The sequence below is a fragment of the Paenibacillus cremeus genome (assembly GCF_007786445.1).
In the GTDB taxonomy this organism is placed as follows: Bacteria; Bacillota; Bacilli; order Paenibacillales; family NBRC-103111; genus Paenibacillus_G; species Paenibacillus_G cremeus.
On the sequence record NZ_VNJI01000038.1, the window covers coordinates 1 to 18612 of the forward strand.

Annotated in this window: 22 protein-coding genes and 1 pseudogene; 13 read left to right on the forward strand and 10 right to left on the reverse strand. The window is 42.0% G+C overall.

Annotated elements, in window-relative coordinates:
• The first annotated feature begins 97 nt into the window (after nt 1–97).
• The 5 genes from FPZ49_RS24035 to FPZ49_RS24055 all read left to right on the forward strand — a co-directional run bounded on the left by FPZ49_RS24035 (nt 98) and on the right by FPZ49_RS24055 (nt 3781).
• On the forward strand, nt 98–757 hold the full coding sequence (locus FPZ49_RS24035) for a hypothetical protein (RefSeq protein WP_144851858.1): 660 nt from the start codon (nt 98–100) through the stop codon (nt 755–757).
• 134 nt (nt 758–891) lie between these two features.
• The gene (locus tag FPZ49_RS24040) at nt 892–1629 is read left to right on the forward strand and encodes a hypothetical protein (RefSeq protein ID WP_144851860.1); all 738 of its coding nucleotides are present in this window, start codon (nt 892–894) and stop codon (nt 1627–1629) included.
• 323 nt (nt 1630–1952) lie between these two features.
• A complete protein-coding gene (locus FPZ49_RS24045) occupies nt 1953–2501 on the forward strand; it encodes a toll/interleukin-1 receptor domain-containing protein (RefSeq protein WP_144851861.1) in 549 nt (182 codons plus the stop codon).
• 11 nt (nt 2502–2512) lie between these two features.
• The gene (locus tag FPZ49_RS24050) at nt 2513–3109 is read left to right on the forward strand and encodes a TIR domain-containing protein (RefSeq protein ID WP_144851864.1); all 597 of its coding nucleotides are present in this window, start codon (nt 2513–2515) and stop codon (nt 3107–3109) included.
• A gap of 15 nt (nt 3110–3124) precedes the next feature.
• Entirely contained in the window at nt 3125–3781 is a 657-nt protein-coding gene (locus tag FPZ49_RS24055) for a hypothetical protein (RefSeq protein ID WP_144851866.1), read from the forward strand.
• Nucleotides 3782–4153: 372 nt separating this feature from the next.
• Here the strand turns inward: FPZ49_RS24055 and FPZ49_RS24060 are convergent.
• Nucleotides 4154–4333 (reverse strand): annotated as a pseudogene (locus FPZ49_RS24060) (tyrosine-type recombinase/integrase); the annotation flags it as partial.
• Nucleotides 4334–4353: 20 nt separating this feature from the next.
• Between FPZ49_RS24060 and FPZ49_RS24065 the strand changes: the two are divergent.
• Both FPZ49_RS24065 and FPZ49_RS24070 read left to right on the forward strand, forming a co-directional pair.
• Nucleotides 4354–4641, forward strand: a complete 288-nt coding sequence (locus FPZ49_RS24065; RefSeq protein WP_144851868.1) for a hypothetical protein — start codon at nt 4354–4356, stop codon at nt 4639–4641.
• 302 nt (nt 4642–4943) lie between these two features.
• Nucleotides 4944–6512: a hypothetical protein gene (locus FPZ49_RS24070; protein WP_144851869.1), complete on the forward strand. Its 1569-nt coding sequence runs from the start codon at nt 4944–4946 to the stop codon at nt 6510–6512.
• Nucleotides 6513–7226: 714 nt separating this feature from the next.
• Here the strand turns inward: FPZ49_RS24070 and FPZ49_RS24075 are convergent.
• Complete coding sequence (locus FPZ49_RS24075) at nt 7227–7508, reverse strand: hypothetical protein (protein ID WP_144851871.1); 282 nt, start codon at nt 7506–7508, stop codon at nt 7227–7229.
• The gene (locus FPZ49_RS24080) at nt 7505–8314 is read right to left on the reverse strand and encodes a ParA family protein (protein ID WP_186446046.1); all 810 of its coding nucleotides are present in this window, start codon (nt 8312–8314) and stop codon (nt 7505–7507) included. Before FPZ49_RS24080 ends, FPZ49_RS24075 begins: the two co-directional genes overlap by 4 nt.
• 205 nt (nt 8315–8519) lie before the next feature.
• Here FPZ49_RS24080 and FPZ49_RS24085 point away from each other — a divergent pair, with 205 nt between their 5' ends.
• Nucleotides 8520–8840 carry an ATP-dependent DNA ligase gene (locus tag FPZ49_RS24085; RefSeq protein ID WP_144851875.1) on the forward strand — a complete coding sequence of 107 codons (321 nt, stop codon included), beginning with the start codon at nt 8520–8522 and terminating at the stop codon, nt 8838–8840.
• Between the two features lie 157 nt (nt 8841–8997).
• On the opposite strand, the gene FPZ49_RS24090 is transcribed toward FPZ49_RS24085, so the two are convergent.
• From FPZ49_RS24090 to FPZ49_RS24115, 6 genes are all read right to left on the reverse strand, one after another.
• On the reverse strand, nt 8998–9978 hold the full coding sequence (locus FPZ49_RS24090; RefSeq protein WP_144851877.1) for an aldo/keto reductase: 981 nt from the start codon (nt 9976–9978) through the stop codon (nt 8998–9000).
• 30 nt (nt 9979–10008) lie between these two features.
• A complete protein-coding gene (locus FPZ49_RS24095) occupies nt 10009–11205 on the reverse strand; it encodes a sugar efflux transporter (protein ID WP_144851879.1) in 1197 nt (398 codons plus the stop codon).
• Between the two features lie 10 nt (nt 11206–11215).
• On the reverse strand, nt 11216–11959 hold the full coding sequence (locus FPZ49_RS24100) for an SDR family oxidoreductase (RefSeq protein WP_144851881.1): 744 nt from the start codon (nt 11957–11959) through the stop codon (nt 11216–11218).
• Between the two features lie 35 nt (nt 11960–11994).
• Entirely contained in the window at nt 11995–12321 is a 327-nt protein-coding gene (locus tag FPZ49_RS24105) for a carboxymuconolactone decarboxylase family protein (protein WP_144851883.1), read from the reverse strand.
• A gap of 18 nt (nt 12322–12339) precedes the next feature.
• A complete protein-coding gene (locus FPZ49_RS24110; protein WP_144851885.1) occupies nt 12340–12756 on the reverse strand; it encodes a cupin domain-containing protein in 417 nt (138 codons plus the stop codon).
• A gap of 88 nt (nt 12757–12844) precedes the next feature.
• Entirely contained in the window at nt 12845–13696 is an 852-nt protein-coding gene (locus FPZ49_RS24115; protein WP_144851887.1) for an aldo/keto reductase, read from the reverse strand.
• Between the two features lie 230 nt (nt 13697–13926).
• Here FPZ49_RS24115 and FPZ49_RS24120 point away from each other — a divergent pair, with 230 nt between their 5' ends.
• The 4 genes from FPZ49_RS24120 to FPZ49_RS24135 all read left to right on the forward strand — a co-directional run bounded on the left by FPZ49_RS24120 (nt 13927) and on the right by FPZ49_RS24135 (nt 16687).
• Nucleotides 13927–14844 (forward strand): AraC family transcriptional regulator, encoded by a 918-nt coding sequence (locus tag FPZ49_RS24120; RefSeq protein ID WP_144851889.1) that lies wholly within the window; start codon nt 13927–13929, stop codon nt 14842–14844.
• A gap of 302 nt (nt 14845–15146) precedes the next feature.
• Nucleotides 15147–15638, forward strand: a complete 492-nt coding sequence (locus FPZ49_RS24125) for an ATP-dependent DNA ligase (protein WP_144851891.1) — start codon at nt 15147–15149, stop codon at nt 15636–15638.
• Between the two features lie 22 nt (nt 15639–15660).
• Nucleotides 15661–15858 (forward strand): hypothetical protein, encoded by a 198-nt coding sequence (locus FPZ49_RS24130; RefSeq protein ID WP_144851893.1) that lies wholly within the window; start codon nt 15661–15663, stop codon nt 15856–15858.
• Nucleotides 15859–16342: 484 nt separating this feature from the next.
• Nucleotides 16343–16687 carry a protein-tyrosine phosphatase family protein gene (locus FPZ49_RS24135; protein ID WP_144851894.1) on the forward strand — a complete coding sequence of 115 codons (345 nt, stop codon included), beginning with the start codon at nt 16343–16345 and terminating at the stop codon, nt 16685–16687.
• 539 nt (nt 16688–17226) lie between these two features.
• Here the strand turns inward: FPZ49_RS24135 and FPZ49_RS24140 are convergent.
• On the reverse strand, nt 17227–17775 hold the full coding sequence (locus FPZ49_RS24140; RefSeq protein ID WP_144851896.1) for a DUF3231 family protein: 549 nt from the start codon (nt 17773–17775) through the stop codon (nt 17227–17229).
• Nucleotides 17776–17895: 120 nt separating this feature from the next.
• On the opposite strand from FPZ49_RS24140, the gene FPZ49_RS24145 reads away from it, so the two are divergent.
• Complete coding sequence (locus FPZ49_RS24145; RefSeq protein ID WP_144851898.1) at nt 17896–18456, forward strand: CBO0543 family protein; 561 nt, start codon at nt 17896–17898, stop codon at nt 18454–18456.
• The last annotated feature ends 156 nt before the right edge of the window (nt 18457–18612 follow it).

An 18612-nucleotide genomic window follows, 5' to 3' on the forward strand; every position in this document is an offset into this window, starting at 1 on the left:
GAAAAGTGGCTAAGACTTTCCGGAATGGGTGCCCAAGACTTTTCGGAATTGCTGGCTAAGACTTTCCGGATTCGATGCCCAAGACTTTTCGGAATAGGTGGCTAAAACTTTTCGGAATACGCATGATGATAATACTTTTATTTTTAAAATCATTCGAATCAATCTTCCACGATATTTTGAAAACATCGAAAACAAATTCCTTAATTTGAGCGTTACCACGTACTATGAAGAAATACATGATATGATTAAAAATTATATTCAAATCGAACAATCCAAAAAGATTGAAAAAGAAATGAAATTACAGGCATGGGATTGGGCTGCCGACAAAATTTTATATGGTAATCTTCGCAAATGGGTTCCTGATGAAGCTCTGAAACAGATGCAAAGCTTAACAATTAAACCATTTAATGATCCCCAAACAGGGACAGCAAAAATGTTTGGCGCAAAGTACAAAAGGGTCAAGGAGCACAGAATGGTATTTGCTACAGATGATCATGAAAGAGAGACTCTCGTTTTAAATGATAAAGTTTTACTAAGTGAGTTGTTAAATCGTTTAGGCGTTGCCTACCCTGCTGAGATGATTATAGGAAACGGACAAAACGGGAGAGAAGGCGTTATTGGATTTCGTTTTCTAAATCTTATTGATCCCATTGCCTACGAAGAAGAATGGAAAAGAAGCATGAAGCATTTCTTCCAATCTGTACGCGATCGACTGGAACAACAAAGTGATTCAGACGAAGATGGCGAGCATCAGTAACATTAAAAGCCGCTGGTACAATCTAATTATCAATGTGAGTACGATACGGATCATCGAAGGCTAATCAGTAAAGTGACAGGCAAAAACTATAACTTGTAAAATACCCATAACAATTGATTGTAAGGAGAATGGTTATGAGCAGACGAAAAGATACCAAAGTGGCAAGGTACACTCGTACAAAGCCCCGGTTGCTAGATGACTTACATCATCTGTTAAATGACAATAAGTTTAGTCCAAGCTTCAAATTCCATCACATCCGAAAAGACTTCCTGCCAAGCTGGACCGGTATCGATGAAAATGCAGAAAATATCGCCCACATGAATAACCCCTTTTGGTCTGAGGACGCTTTAACAAAGCTTAACGAGAACGTAGAAGCTGGAGCTAATGACGACCGTGAAAAACTAAATGAACTACAACACGATCACATTGTTCGTATTCTATTCTTTGAAGAAGTGCTGATGGACTTGGTGTGGAAAAATAAAGAGAACAAAAATTTACACGTCCCCAAGGAAGCGTTAGAGTTTTTATTTCACCATTTTGGCATCGGTGCTATGGTGACCGAACATGAGAATCAGCAAAAACTCGATTGTGTACCATACATTGTTACAAGAGGCAAGGATAAGGGACAACAAAAGTGGAAAAAAAAGTCTCACAAATGGGGTATGCACCTAGGTTTTTTTGATCCTACTCATCCATATTACCTAAACCCATGGGCGAGATATATGGACAGTAACATTACGATGTATAAGATCAATCATACAACCAAACAAAAAGAAGATCTCATATATTCCGACTACGCTTTCGATGCAAATAAGTTAAGCGAACGCGAAAAGAACGGCTACTTGTATTGGAAAAATATAGGTACCATTTAGCTTTTCAAAAGGTTTACCCTTTTTATATTCAAAACCAGAGGGAACGACGAACATAATTAAGCAACAGCGTAACATCACTAACTCCCATACCGTCTAATAGGTGTAGGAGTTAACGTATTTCTTGAATTAAATGATCTTCCTCAGTCATAAGCGCATCCACGTATTCTGCTTGCTTCATGCTCAAATTACAGCACCTGCCTTTGACGGGCGACTTCGTCTTTTCTAAGTCGTATGTAATTGTTTCGTTGTATTTCGACAGCGAAAACTGACTGTATTTGCTATAATAGTATAAGGATATTTATGGAATCAAGGAGGGTTATTGAATGGCTACTAGAGGAAAAAATTTTGCGATTAGAAATAGTTATGGTCTTTACGAAACCGCATCAAATAATACGACAGGAAAGAGTATATGTATATTCTTATCCCATATCAGTGTCGATAAGGATGCAGCAATCAAAATCGGCGATTATATAATGAATGCTGGATATAATGTTTACTTAGATATTTATGATGAAGAGCTTCAACGAGCAGTCGAAAGAAATGACGCAGCAAGAATTACTAGCTCTATAGAAAAAGGAATATCAAATTCGAGTCATGTCATGTGTATTGTTAGTGAGAAAACAAAATTCTCTTGGTGGGTTCCTTACGAGGTTGGTTATGGAAAAAAAGCCGATAAGCATCTATCAACCCTTTCTTTGAAAGATGTAACATATCTCCCTAGTTTTTTGGTTATCGTACATGCAATTGAAGGCGTTGTTGGGCTAAATAGATATCTTAATTCTATTCGAAGTGGTTCTACAAATTACGAATACCTTCTGGAAACTGCAAGTTCTACACATGCCTTAAATGGGCAATTAAAAACAGATCGATAAGGGGGAATCATATGACCCATAAAGTATTTGTAAGTTACCAGCACAGTAGAGATCAACATTATGCAAATATAATTCGTGATTTTTACGGAAGAAATGATGCTTTTATTAATCGTTCGCTTCCTCAAGCAATAAACAGCAGCGATAACGACTATATCCTGGGGTTAATCCGAACTCGTTATTTAAAGGATTCGACAGTGACAATTGTTTTAATTGGAAGTGAAACATGGTCTCGAAAATGGGTGGATTGGGAAATATATTCGTCTTTACGGGGATATGGTTCAAGAAGCAACAATGGATTGCTTGGAATATTGTTGCCTAACTCCGGACCCTTACCCTCAAGATTTCAAGACAACTATCGAGAAACGACGGATCAATTGGGTCGGACCTTTCAAACAGGATACGCATTATTGATAAATTGGGAGAGTATTGCCCCCCCTAATGGTTGGAACTTTTCTCATTTCAATCCCTTTATTAAGCAGGAAATTGACAGAAAACGAGCTGAGTTAGAAAAATGGATTCAATATGCTTTTGAATATAGAAAAAATACAGACCGCATAAATAATACAAGAGATCGTATGTCGAATAATAGATATGTAAAACGTTTCTAGTTAAGGTGGGAGAAGATGAAGGATATCATCAATATTGGACTAGATTGGAAAAAACCCGCTTTAACAATCACATCCGACTGGTCGATTCTTATATTCCTTTTTTTAATAATTTGCTTAATTTTTTTATTGAAAAAGCTCAACTTATTCCATTGGTTTTCAAAAAAAATATTTGGGACAGCTGACATTGAAGTGGAAATTGGAGCAGGTGTTAAGGTAAAGGCAAAAGTCGACCGAAGCAAGGAAAATATTTATATTGCCCATAGAATACTTGTTGAATTAGAAACAAGAAAAGCAGCAATAGATATAGAACCAGAAAAAGATGTTATTGAGGATTTATATAACTCTTGGTATAACCTTTTCGGTGTTATAAGAACTGAAATGAAGAATATTCCAGCAAAATATTTAGATGAACCAGGAACTCAGGATTTGCTAAATTTAAGCAGGGACATTCTTAACAAAGGGTTAAGACCCCATTTAACAAAGTATCAAGCTGCCTTTAAAAGATGGTATGACACAGAAAAATCAGCAGACGGTAATAAAAAGAAACCGCCACAAGAAATCCAAAAAGAATACGATCATTACCAAGAAATTATTGATGAAATGAAAATTGTAAATCAAATATTAAAGCAATATGCGGATGGGCTTAGGAAAATTATTTGGAAACAAAATTAAAATCAAATGGGGACAACTGTTACTAGTTGGTCCCCATTTGGCGCTGGCAGCGAAGAGGTCAAAAGCGCTTTTCGGAAATTTGGTAGGGGATTTGGTAGGGAATGATAAATAATAATCGGTTCTTAAGGGGTACACAAGGAAATTGCATGATTTAAAAAATCCCTGAAGCCCTTGTAAATCAAGTGCTCAGGGAGACATATTAGATTACAGTAGGATACCTCCGGAAATCCTCCTCAAAACGCGATGCCCTCCCCGTTGGAGGGTCTCTTTTTTTCTGTGCGGCTGAGAGACCCTGTCCTATAAGGGATTTAAAGATTTTCTTGGTAGGGGATTTGGCGATTTATGCGTTTTGGTAGGGACTTGGTAGGAAAGTCAATTTTTCATTGTTAGAAGTTCTTCCATAGCAAAAGCTGCTTTGGCGGTCATATCTGGGAACAAGTGTGAATAGAGATCGATTGTAACTTTGATCGATGAATGACCAAGAAGATCTTGTACGATCTTGGGATGTATGTTCTTGCTGAGTAATAACGTTGCGCAAGTGTGGCGCAGGTCATGAAATCGAAGAGAAAATCATGGAACACGTGTCGGCACATGCCCAGCTAAACCCGGTCGTTGCCAAAAAAGATTACGCCCGGGATGACAAGGGACGGTTTGTCTGGCAGAGAAATTCCGGGGGAAAGGCTATAGGCAAAGTCCTGGTACCTCGGCTCGATGAAAATGGGAAACAGGTATATGACCACAAGTTCAAGTGGACCATGGAGGAGCTAATGGGGCTGTTGCGTGACCAGATCATCGAACGGTACGTTGCAGAAGTTTTTGGTCACTCCCGTCCAAGTAGCACTAATCCGTACAAATGGTAGAGGCAGAAGTTCAGCCACCCGTCCGTGGGTAAGTTAACTCATAGTTCATTTGTGGTAACATTTGGTTATCGAAAGAAGAAAGGGCTTCGCTGATAAAGCGAAACCCTTTCTTCATTTGTTTGTCATTATTGTATCATCATCTGTTTCTATTGTCAGTGGACTACCGAATTTGTTTCTATTGTCAGTGGACTACCGAATCTCTTCCTATAACATATTATAATATGCCGGTAAAGAACAGTCTATATCTTTTTTCGGTTCCTTCGTATAATTTGGGCGTAACCAAGTTGAAGCGAGGTGCAGCGATGAGAATCAAAATCGATTTAACGGGAAGAACATTTGGTTTGCTCAAGGTCGTAGAAAGAACGAATCAACGAACGCGACCTAAAAATGGAGAGGTTCTTTACCGATGTGTGTGCGCTTGCGGGAAGGATGACATCTACCTGCCAAAGAGCCGGCTGGAAAACCGCAATGAACGGAAAAATATGAGATCTTGTGGATGTCAGCCGCAAGAAAAAATCTCTACGGCTCAGGAATCCAATGATCTAACCGGGAAAGTCTTTGGAAGCTTAACCGCACTCTTCATTGTCGAGGGAAAAACGAACAAGAAAAACGAGAAATACTGGCACTGCAAATGCAGCTGCGGGAAATACAAGGATGTCACCACGCACAATTTAAAAGCGAAGAAGGTCACATCTTGCGGATGCGCCAGAGAGAAGGAAGTGGAGCTCACGATGCTTGGAAAGCGTTTTGGGAGATATACCGTGATGCGTTTTTCCCGGAAGGAGAACGGGCATTTTCATTGGATGTGTCAGTGCGATTGCGGGAGTGACGAAAGGGAAGTGTTCGAAACAAATTTGCTCAACAACACGTCTCAATCCTGCGGGTGTCTTGCACGCGAGTTGTCCAGTGAACGAAGAAAAGAAGATCTGACGGGAGAAGTGTTCCACCGGCTCAAGGTGATTCAGAGAGGGAAAATGATCAAAAGTGGTGATCAGTATGTAAGTACATGGCTTTGTCGGTGCGAATGCGGTAGAGAGAAAGTGGTGGTTCATGGGAAGTTGACAAGCGGGAGTGTGAAGTCTTGCGGATGTCTCATTCATGAAGATTTAACCGGTCAAGTGTTTGATATGCTGACTGTATTAGGAAGAAGCGAGAACAAACATCCGAGGGTTTCCCTGTGGCTTTGCCAGTGTGAATGCGGTTCAGTAAAGGATATACCCTACGGTGCGTTAGTTCATGGTCACACGCATTCCTGCGGCTGCTATAAACGGAAATTATATGACGATATGACTATCGGAAAACAATTTAATCGCTTGTATGTGGTGGACCGAGGGAAGTTTGAGGGCGGGCAGTTCTATGTGTGCATCTGTGATTGCGGGAACGAAGCCGAAGTACTAGGTGTGAATTTGAGAAATGGAAATACGGTATCTTGCGGATGTTATCAAAAAGAAAGAGCCAGCGAGACGCACTTTAAAGGGACGTCGACCATCACCGAATACTGCAGGTCCAGATTAAAAGATTGGAAAGAGGAAAGCAAAAAGGTCTCAAACTACCGCTGTGTCATCACGGGAGAGCGATTTGATGAAATACACCATCTGACTCCATTTAGCAGAATCATTGACGAGTTAATCGAAGAAACGATGATCCCCGTACATGAAACGATGGAGACATATAACAAGGAAACCATCCAGCTCATCGAACAAAAGCTCCTGGAGTTACATAAAAAATACGGGCTTGGCGTATGCATCTGTTCCGATTCACATGATGAATTTCACGGTCAATATGGAAAAGAAACGGCGACCCCGGAAGACTTCTATGCGTTTTACCGGGAAAAGAGGGGGAAGGAGTTTACTCTAGACTTAACGTGGTGATCGGGCTCGGGGAACAACAAAAGCTACTCCGTTTTTTTTGGAGTAGCTTTTGTTAGCGCGCTAAGACAGGTAGTGCATGGAGAGGAAAATCGCGCAGCCGCCGAAGAAGACGGAGATGCCGTAGATGATCAGCACGGTTTTGCGCTGCTGCGATAACTCGAGCTAAAGAATCCGGGGTGCGATGCCCCTTGTCAGCTTGGATACACACTGGGCATACTCCGGAGAATAATAAAGAGCAAGCGTATCGTATCGGAGATCAGAATCGCATATACAATCAGTGGGATGATAAAGGAGGCTAGATCATCCGCCAGAAACCAAAAAAGGGCAAGTAGGCAAGCATAAACCTGGAAGTATCCGCCGATTGGTACTCGGTGTATGCTTTCAAACGAAACAATGGGGTGGAGTATTCGGTCGATATCTATGATGGGGAGGGTGGGAAATGAAAACAAAATTTCTTAGTTTGGTCAAAAGTAATAGCTATATATTATCCGGAACAATTGCCCAGAAGGGGAGTTGAAATTTAATAATTTGCGATTTTTGTAAAAATAAAAAGATTATAAAAATTTATAATTGATCATTACAGAAATTCAACATATCCCCGGTATTCGGGTTGTTGCGATCCGACTCGAGTGAAAGTTCTCAAAACAAAAGAATAAAGCGCTAGCTCGGCAGCGCTTTAGGGTTGAATCAGGTTTTTTATAAAATTATAAAAACTTATATCTGGCGATTCAGATATGCTTCCAACGCCATACTTAAGACAGTTGATCTCTTCAGATTCGTTTTTTTGCAGTATTCCTCGAGATGTTCAAATAGTGCTGTGCTTAGAGAGACGGCTGTTACTTTTACTTTGGACTCCTCTGATTTTTTTGCCGCCGGTTTTTCCGATGAGAAAAATTTTTCTAGACGATTTGGGCGCCCGGGTAAACTAGAACCAATTAATTTCTTTTTCAGGCTGTTATCTTCGTTATCCAACATATCCATATTTATATTCATCATGGATTTACCTCATTTTGTTTTAGAGCGAATGAAATACGGTAATTAACCGCACGGATGTCGTTCATGACATTGTCAGCGTATTTGTTACGAGTACGATTGAGCATAACACCTTCATTTTTGGTCGTAGTCACCGTTTTTGAATAGCGGACATTCCCTAAAAACTTAGCCTCCGGCACCCCGAGATCGATAAGTGTTTGTTTCATTATTTTAAGTTGCTCATTTACTTTAAACCCCAACTCCACCTTATTAAACATAATCCCATAATCGATTACGTACCCGGCTTGTTGGTAATCCGTGATGATTTGGCAACAACGGTTGGCGCCATCAACGGCATCTTTATCCACTTCACTAGGTATTAGGCAGTAGTCGGAGGCAGCAATCGCGTAGTGGACTAGTTCGGTCGTTGCCGTCGGGTGCGAATCAATAAAGATGAGGTCAAAAGCCTTCTTGAGCGGCTCAATTTTACTGCTTAGTACCTGCAGTTGTTTTACCTTGGGAATGTTCTGATTGACCCAATCTGAAAAACTGCAGATACGTTCGTCTGAAGGAATATAGTGGATGTTGCTGTCTCCAAATTGTTGGATGACCTCGCTTGGTTTTGCATCGCCGATGAACCAATCATAAGCACTTTTTTTAAACGAATCTCGGTCGCGCAGAAAACCTGTAGCGATGGAGCTATTTTCACATGTATCAATGATGCAGACCTTTTTTCCCAACTCATTAGCGACAAGAGACAATAGTTTCACGGTAGTACTTTTTCCAACGCCGCCCTTCGTGCTGAATACATTGATAACTTGTCCAATCACAAAATCCCCCCCTTTTATATTCTTTATAATAGTTATAAAGCTATAAATATCCTTTAAAGTTCCAAAGAGAATTTCTTGGAGTAGTAATATTGCCCGGCAGAGACGCCTAAACAAAAAAAAGTCCGGGTCTTATTCAGTCCCGGACTTTTCTTCATATATGTGTACACGCCGATAAAAGGTATTCTTCTTTAAGCCCAACCGATGCATGGCTTCGACCGCCGTAATTTCATTAAAGCCGATGCTTTTACATAAATCCACCGCGCCGCTGGCAGGCGACTATATCCATCAGCTCAAGTACGACGGGTTTCGCTGCCTGCTTCATGTGGGGAGCTGCGGCAAAATTAAGCTCTACACCCGGCAACAAAACGACTGCACGCTAAGTTTCCCAGAGTTTGCCGGCGTCCAGTTGCCGGAGGGAACGATCCTAGACGGTGAGATGATTGCGCTGGGCGAAGACGGGAAGCCGGTATTGAAGCCTTGTCCAGTTTTAAAAAAGGGCAGAAATAAAAAGAACCTTATCGAATAAGACTTGTCATATTGTTCGCCCTTTTATTAAGGGCAAAGTGAAGGAGATGCCTTTTCCGGATCGTTTGCAACTTCGTCGTTTTTTCAAAAATAGGAATTTTCGCATAAAAAAACTGCCCCAAAAACTATTTGGGACAGCAGCTAAACTTTTGGTTATGTCAGTTTGCACCAACTACTTGATGTGGCACATACGGCTCTTCCACGTACGCAATTTCTTCAGGCGTTAACTTCAACAAAAGCGCACCTACCGCATCTTCAAGGTGAGACGCCTTCGTAGTACCGACAATAGGTGCTGTTACCGGTTGTTTTTGCAATAACCATGAAAGTGCGATTCGAGTGCGGGGAACTCCATGTTTTTCTGCAAGTTCCGCTACGCGATCCACAATCAATTGATCAGCATCCGCCATCGCATCGTATTTCATTTTTTGAACTTGATCAGTATCGGAACGATGTGTTCTTTCCCCACGATCGCGCGTCAATCTTCCTGATGCAAGCGGGCTATACGGAATCACACCGATTTTTTCATCCCTACAAAGGGGCAACATCTCGCGTTCCTCTTCACGGTATATAAGGTTTAAATGATTCTGCATCGATACAAACCGCGTCCACCCATTCTTCTCTGCCACATGAAGCGCCTTCAAGAACTGCCAGGCATACATCGCTGAAGCACCAATGTATCTTGCTTTGCCCGCCTTCACGACATCATGCAGGGCTTCCATGGTCTCTTCAATAGGAGTAGTGTAGTCCCATCGATGGATTTGATACAAATCGACGTAGTCGGTTCCCAGTCTCTTGAGGCTTTTATCAATTTCACTTAATATTGCTTTTCGGGATAGTCCAGCACCATTTGGACCTTGATGCATACGGTGAAATACCTTTGTCGCGATGACAACTTCATCACGATTAGCATAATCCTTAAGAGCCCTTCCAACGATTTCCTCGCTCGTTCCATCTGCATACACATTTGCCGTATCAAAAAAGTTGATACCTAATTCAAGAGCTTTTTTAATGATAGGACGACTTCCCTCCTCATCAAGTACCCAATGATGATGCCACCTCTCTGCTACACCAAAGCTCATACAACCAAGACAGATACGAGATACATCCAAACCGGTGTTTCCAAGTTTCGTAAACTCCATTACGAAAACACTCCTTTGAGTCTGATATCTTTAAGTAGTCACTACTTCAATATCTTTATGAGGTCTTATACACCATAAGATAAAGAGCGAAACAATTATAATTGCCAGACACGCCCAATAGACGTCACGAAACCCTGCATACTGAGCAATGATACCACCGCTTAAATTCCCCACTAACCTTCCAATAATGGACCCGTTATAATAGATCGATGTGGACAGCCCAGGTGAATTTGGGAGCAACTCCGTGAAATAGCTTAGTCCATTGCCCATAACAATCGCAACAAACACCGCCTGCAAAAGCTGTGCCGCCATCAGCTGCCAGGAATGGGTTGAAACACTTAAGATAATGTTGTAAGTTATTGCGATAACGCAGGCGCTGATCATCAAAGTATGGTTCGATATCTTTCTGCCCAGGGCTCCTAGTGCGAACATAATGGGGATCTCCAAACCAGCACAAAGACTAACAACAAATCCGACATCGGCATGCGTACCGTGAATCTCGTTTACAATGAACAATGGTGTGACGATGCCGTTAATGGCATTGACCGCAAATAGAATGATGAAGGCAATCAACGGATACCAGATCTGCCTGCGTTTGAGTGGAGTTGTGCCTATACCCGGTCTCTTTTTTTGAACGGCACCTTTTTTAGGCAGAAATAGAACCACAAGTAATGCAACTGTAAGAAAAATGGCGAAAGTCCCTATAAAGAGTCCTTTGTATCCGAAAGATCCTAGAATGATGGTTCCGATCAAAGGACCCCCCAGGAATCCCAGCGATACAAGTGATCGTAAAGCGGACATTGCAAAAGTCTTGTCATCGGAGTTGCTTTCAATTGCCGCTTCCTGAGCATAGGCATAAATTTGAGGCATCGCGGCTGCCCCCAAACCACTAAAGAAACTAACGGTAATTAGTAAAATTAAGAAATTGTCAAATACTAAATATGAACCGTAGCCCAATGCAGAAGAAACTGTGGCTAAAATAATAATTAATTTTCGGTCAAGACTGAGATCCGAGTGTTTACCAATTAAGGAGTTCGCGACTACACCGCTCAATGAACTCACGGCTGTAAAAACACCGAAGAGTCCCGCATTTATTCTCAAGTCCTCAGTGAAATAGAGAGCCAAGTATGGCAGAGTAATTGATATTCCAGTGCCAACTAAGAGAACACAAATAACAAATAAACTATATCCCTTGATTTCAAATAGTTTTTTTAGACGTGTATGCAACTTTAACCTCCTACCGCTCTTGGTGCGTAGGACGAATAATCATTTCATTAATCGCTACATCTGATGGTTGCTCGATTGCATATGCAATGGCACGGGCAATGCTTTCAGCGTCAATCGCAAGATCTTCATATAATTTATCGATTCCAGGTTTTAGATCGATATCAGTAATGGACTGCGTCAACTCGCTCTTAACTGCTCCTGGTGAAATAATGGTTGAACGGATGTTGTTGCCGTACTCTTCTTTACGCAGTCCTTCAGAAATAGCCCGTACAGCAAACTTCGTTCCGGCATAAACAGTGCTTCCAGCCCCAACGAAGTGTCCAGCTACTGAAGACAGATTGATAATGTGACCCGATTTACGTTCTCTCATCGAAGGTAGTACTGCCGCGATGCCATAAAGAACACCTTTAATGTTTACGTCAATCATTTTGTTCCAGTCATCAATTTTCTTCTTATAAAGGAACGAATGCGGCATGACGCCCGCATTATTAACTAATACGTCGATTTGTCCAAATTCTTTAAGCGCATATTCCGCAAGCTCTTCCATTTGTTCAGACGACGTCACATCTGTTACTTTGTAAATCGCTTGCCCGCCATGATTTCGAATCTCTTCTTGCAGTTTCATTAATCGATCTTCACGACGAGCAGCTAGTACCAATTTCGCGCCTTTGGATGCGAGTTCTTTTGCTGTAGCTTCTCCAATACCGCTGGAGGCACCAGTAATAATGACAACCTTATTTTGATTATTAGGCATTGTAAAAACCATCCTTTTTTTAAAAAAATCTCAATCTATTTCGAAAACACTTCTTTTGCAACTAACATGGCAGACATCGCCTTCGCCCAACCAGCGTAAAAAGCAAGATGAGTTATTGCTTCAATGAGTTCTTCTTCCGTAAGACCGTTTTGTTTTGCTAAATTTAAATGCGATTTCAGTTGTTCTGTATTTCCACCAGTTAATAAAGAGGAAACAGTAATTAAACTGCGGTCACGAGGGGAAAGCTCATTCTTACGCGCCCATACATCTCCAAACAAAACATCGTCGGTTAATTGCGCGAGTTTTGGCGCAATATCTCCGATCAGTTTTTGTGCAACAGTAGGTTCTTTAGAATTGGACATTTTATATCACTCTTTCGATTATTTTAAATTGTTATATTCTTCGTCTGTTACGGGCTCTAACCATTCGACGGCTCCCGCTTGGACGTTTGTATTTATCGCGATATGCGTAAACCAGCTATCCGGTGTAGCGCCATGCCAATGTTTCGCATCTGGCAGAATCTTTACTACATCTCCTTCGTGAAGCTCTTGTACATGTTTGCCCTCTTCCTGATAATATCCTTTGCCTCCGGTAACAAGCAGAATCTGCCCGCCGGGGTGCTTATGCCAATTATTTCTCGCACGTGGTTCAAAAGTTACATTAACTATAGGGCAATTAAAGATATTGTCGTGAGGAACCAGCATTTCAAGAAAGGCTGCCCCGATGAAATAGTCATTTGAAACTTTAACACCTTTCGGGAAAATTACACTTTCGCTTTTATCTTGAATATTTGACATACTAGAGAACATCCTTTCAGACGAATGTTGCTTGTATAATGAGAAAAGCGTGTGAATCCTCAGATTACAGGCTTTAATAAGAAGATCTTTAAATATCAAGTTTCCGGGTACCGATCCATCTCACCATTGCAGGATCGCGATGTGAGAAGAACAGGCTCTGTTTAGTATCTAACGCAGCAATCTTCTCCATATCCTCTTGATTTAATTCAAAATCAAAGATGTTGAAGTTCTCGATAATTCTCTCTTTACGAACTGACTTTGGAATCACAACGACATCTCTTTGGGTCAACCAACGTAAAACCACCTGAGCAACGGATTTATTATATTTGCCCGCAATGGATACCAATGCCTCATTGTGGAACAAGTTATTTTTCCCTTCAGCAAAAGGTGCCCAAGATTCGATCTGAACATTGTTCTCCTTCATGAATTTTGCATTTTCGATTTGTTGGTTGAAAGGATGCGTTTCGACCTGATTTACAGCAGGAGTTACTTGATTATGAAGAATCAAATCGATCAGACGATCCTCATGGAAGTTACTTACGCCAATTGCACGGACCTTCCCTTCAAGGTAGAACTCCTCCATGGCGCGCCAAGATCCATGCACATCGCCATATGGCTGATGAATTAAATACAAATCCAAATAATCTAATTGCAATCTTTTCAATGATTTTTCAAATGCTAGTTTTGTACGCTCATAACCAGTATCCTGAACCCAAAGTTTCGTTGTGATGAACAATTCCTCTCTTGCCACGCCGCTACGTTTGATTGCTCTACCAACGGCTTCTTCATTTTGATAAGAGGCAGCCGTGTCAATCAGGCGATAACCTGCTATAATCGCGTCATAAACTGCTTGTTCGCATTCATTTGGATCTACCATTTGAAAAACACCGAAGCCAAGTATTGGCATCTCAACGCCATTGTTCAAAATTACTTTTTGCATATAAAATCCTCCATTTTTTTGAAACTGTTTTGTGAATCGGATTTGATCTTATCCACTACATCCACAACAGGCATCCGTCGCCGTGCTCATTCTTATTATGCACCAAATGAATTGGTATCTCTTAGCCTATTCGTCGCAAATGTTTGCCTAATCCTCTCGCAACAACTTCCGATACAAATGAATATGCATTATAATGAAACTACCAAGGATTGAAGAATAAGGAGGATATTATGTCGGAAATAATATCTAAACAGCAAAATGAGCTAGCCAACGTTATTAAGCGTTATGCTGAAAACGATGGTGTTCACGCGACTGCCATTCCATCTTTATTTTTCATACGTCGCTCTGATGTGTCCGGACCAAGTTACGGAGTGTACAACCCTTCCTTTTGCATGGTGGTTCAAGGGGCAAAAGAAGTATGGCTTGCGCAGGAGCGATACGAGTACAATCCTGCAGAATACCTTGTTTCATCCGTAAACTTGCCGGTTACTTCCCAAGTGATTGAAGCATCTCCCGACGTTCCGTATTTGGGTTTTAAACTTGAATTTACGGTGAACCAAATCCTAGAGGTTTTACGTGATTCTGAAATCCGGGTAGGACCTAAAGAAAATGCTAAGCGAGGCATGTTTGTTAGTCGGATAGAGTTTTCTTTGTTGGATGCGGTCATCAGGTTGGTTCGACTGCTTGATAACCCAAAGGATATCCCAATACTTGCGCCGCTGTTCACAAAGGAAATTATCTATAGAATTCTGCAAGGGGAGCATGGGGTTATGCTCGAACAAATTGCAATAGAGGGTAGTTCAGCCCATCAAATTAAAGACGTTATCGAACATATTACCAATAACTATGACAAGTCATTTCGGATTGAGGAGCTTGCGGAGAAAGTGAATATGAGTGTTTCGTCGCTTCATAGGCACTTCAAAGAGGTAACCGCTATGAGCCCTATTCAGTTTCAAAAACAGCTGAGACTTCAAGAAGCGCGGCGACTATTATTATCGGAATCAACTGATGCCGCTGATGTGACATTTCGTGTTGGCTATGAAAGTCAGTCACAATTCAGTCGCGAATATTCCCGTATGTTTGGTCTTCCACCGAAAGAAGATATGAAGCGACTGAGGAGACAATATGACCAAAGTATAAGTGTTTAACTCATACGGGTGGCTTCGTATTTATTTGGGAGCGCCCTTTTTTCAAAAAAATATACGATTTGAAAGGTAATGTCGAAATTCAATTCCGCCTTCTTTATAAAAAAAGGGCAATGCTAACTAACTGGATTTCCCTTAGTGAAATCAAGAATTAATGAGGTTATGTAGGTTCAAAAATAAAAAATACGCCCACCGCAGACTGGACAAGAGGACGTAATGAGTCGTCTGAAGTCCCGGCGCGGACAGCGCCGTCAGCCGGTCCATTTCGCCGCGTTCGACCTGCTGATGCTCGGCGGCAAGAGTTCATGCACGAGCCGATCGAGAAGCGCCTAGAGGCACTGCAGGAACTGCTCACAGAGCCAACGGAGCTGATGTCTACCGTTCAAAGCACTGAAGATGGCGAAGGGTTGTTTGAAGCGGTCAAGCGATTGGGGCTTGAAGGGATCGTCAGCAAATTGAAAGGCAGCCGGTACACGCTCGACCACCGGTCGCCGGACTGGATCAAGGTGAAGAACTACCAGTACACCGTCGTCTCGATTGCGGGGATCCGCAAAACCGAGTTCGCCTGGCTGCTTCAGAACACCGACGGCAGCTATGCCGGCGTTTGTGAACTGGTCCCTCCAAAGGAACGCGCGGCGTTTTACCGGGTCGCCCAGCAGTTGGTCCGCTCCGAGGATAAGCACTGGCTTTACCTGGACGCGCGCATTCAGTGTCAGGTGAAATTCCAGTGCTTTACAAAGGGAGGGCTTCTTCGAACACCGAGTTTTGTGGAGTTCATCTTCCCTGAGTCGGTGTGACGGACGAAAGGGCAATGACATCGTGAAATCACTCTATAAATTCGGCTTGGTGGCTTCTGCGATATGGTTTTTCATCGTGGTTGCCGGATTCATGGTACTCGACTACCAGCAAGAAACCCTATTGACAGGGGTTGTGTACATGTTGGCTGCAGGGATCGTCGCCGTCCCACTGTATTTTTTTGCGCTCTTGGCGTACTACTTTCTGAAAATGCGAAAATGAAGGTTCTCCTAAATGTTTGTTTAGGATTTACACTCTTCTAAAACAATTTGCGATAATACAATGGAGTACTGCTTCGAAGGGAATTGTGAACTTTGGACGAAGTGATGAATTTTAAAAATGAGATTGACCAATTGAAAAAGAAAATTGTCTTCCTCTCCGCAGAACAAGATATGGATTTCCGTCACCCGTATTTGCAATCTTTGACTAACAGGCTGCACTCACTAATAATTCAGTATTTTGAAAGACCAGGTCGGGAATTAATTATGCCTGCTGAGTTCATAAAGAGGTGACGCGTCCGGGTTAAATGGACGAGATGATTATAGCAAGTGGTAGAAAATGCGCGATGATTTCCGACGTTGTTTGAATTAACGAAAATGCTGCCACAATGAGCAGCATTTTTCTTTTAAAGAATGCGGCGAGGGGTTACAGATAACCATCTTATTGATGATAAGATCTTCTTCGCGGCGCCGCGGACGTTACAGACATGGTGAAAAACGAAGTCGTAGAGGTCATTGTCGATCTGCGCGGCGAAGCGACGGAATGCGCAGATCCAACCACGAAGGTGGAATGGATCAAAGTCCCCCTGGGAGACAATGCTGAAGGTCCACAATACGAACTGTTCCAGCAGGCGATTAGCCATGTGATCGAGGCGTACAAAAGCGGTAAGAAAGTTGGCTTTCATTGCGGCGGCGGCAGTGGTCGAACCGGCGCGGTGGCTGCTGGAACCTTAATCACTTTAGGCAAAGCAAAGACCCTTGACGAAGCTGAGGCAATGGCAAAAAGCATTCGTTCCAAGGTAAACATCAAGCCTCCGCCAAGAGCCGCGTGAACAAGCGCGTCTCTTTTGGTGTTTAAACTGATTGATAACCCTAGGGTAGCGTTTTCTTGTTTCTCTTACGAAACAGAAGGAGTTCGAAACGTAACACAAGGCGCTGATCCTGGTTCGGATGAAGCTACCGGCACATAGATCGGCATCTGCAAAACGACGTTAACGGCAAAATATTTTATGTGAGTATATTGGTTGATTAACTGGTCATAATAATCTATGGACGGTAAAATCACGGTACCAATCCGGTAATATAACAGCAATAATTAGGGTGATTTATAGATAACTAGAGATCATTCAAAATAGTTACACCCCTTAGTAGAGATAACTTCCGTGTCTTTCAAATAACCAAAAATAACTGTGCATGGTCACTGGCAGCGATGAGGTCAGGGGTTCGATCCCCCTAGGCTCCATAAAATAAAAGCATCGACCAATAAGGGTCGATGCTTTTATTTTTGAGCCTAGGCTGGAGGCTGGGGAGATCCCCCCTGACAAAGGGGTTCAGTCCGCGCGCAGGACCTGTCTGTTGGCATTAATCCCCTTTATTGATCAGGCATTCCAGGGGGATGGTAGGCTGGAGGGTATTTGATCCATCCCCGCTTTCGCATTTTACTTTTTAATACCGCCCCTAGCTTTGACTGTTCGTAAAAAAAATTGGCCCACATCAGCCCCAGGTCAAACCGAATCGCTTCCATCATACTCCGGCTGCATTCCTTTGTGGATTGCAGTAGTTTTGCAGCGAGCATCACAGCGATCTCGTTATCCGTCAATTTTACTCCCATGGGGATAGAGCTCGATTCTGATTTGGGTTTATCTTCGGGTAAAGCTGGAATAGGTACCCCTAATTCTTCCATTAACTGTTTAATTCGCTTGGTTTGGGAATTACAAATTTGTATGGCGTCTTCGATCAGATTTAATAATTCCGTATCCGTTGTTGTATTTCTAGCGATTTGCTCAAGCACTTTGGCCTCATCAATAAAAAGAATATATTTCCATAGGTCCATCACTTCGCCGACATTGATTGGTGGTTCAGGTTCATCATCCACCAGTTGACTAAATATTTCTTTTACGGATTCAAATACGGTCGTCATGTTAGTACATCACCTCGAACATAATATTCCATGCCTGATTGGAAATATTCGAGATCTCCTAGAATGATTGAAAAAATAACTGGAAAACCTAAGCCATATTTGTATTAGGAGCTTAGCGAAATGATACCTATTCAAGATCCAGAGAAAGTAAAAAAAGTAGGGACATTTTTTGAGGAAATTGCTGAAACCACGAAAGAATACATTCATTATTGGACCACAAACACCTTATTCCACTGGGACTTTTGGTTGTCGTGGTCCTTCGCCATCGTTCCTTGGATCCTATGGGTACGATACAGAAAAAAAGAAAGCACAGGACGTCTTCTGTTCGTCGGATTTTTTGCTTTAATCATATCATCATGGTTTGATTTTATCGGCGTAGAATTGGGATTATGGTATTATTCTGGGTTGGCCATCCCTACGATCCCTAGTTATGTTCCATGGGATTTCTGTTTGATCCCTGTGTTCATCATGTTTTTATTACAGATCAAGCCTCATGCTTCGGCTTTAATGAAAGCGGTCATTTTTGCAGTGGCTAGCGCTTTCATAGCTGAACCCCTTTTCCTTTGGTTAGGATTTTATAGAATGGTCAAGTGGCACTTGTGGTGGTCGTTTCCCATTTTTATTGTCATTTATTTAATTTGTAATCGATTAAGTAAAATGAAAAGGTTTGATGAATTATAACGGAGCGCCTGAGTGGAGTCACAAGCGGATGACTTCCTATGAGCTGCCTGCGGCACGAACTGCTGTGGGTGGCTTTTATTTGTTGTCAATGAAGATTCCTCCCCCCTCCCCAAGAGTTTATACTTTGTTAATAGTTCATTTAGATGGATTCAATAG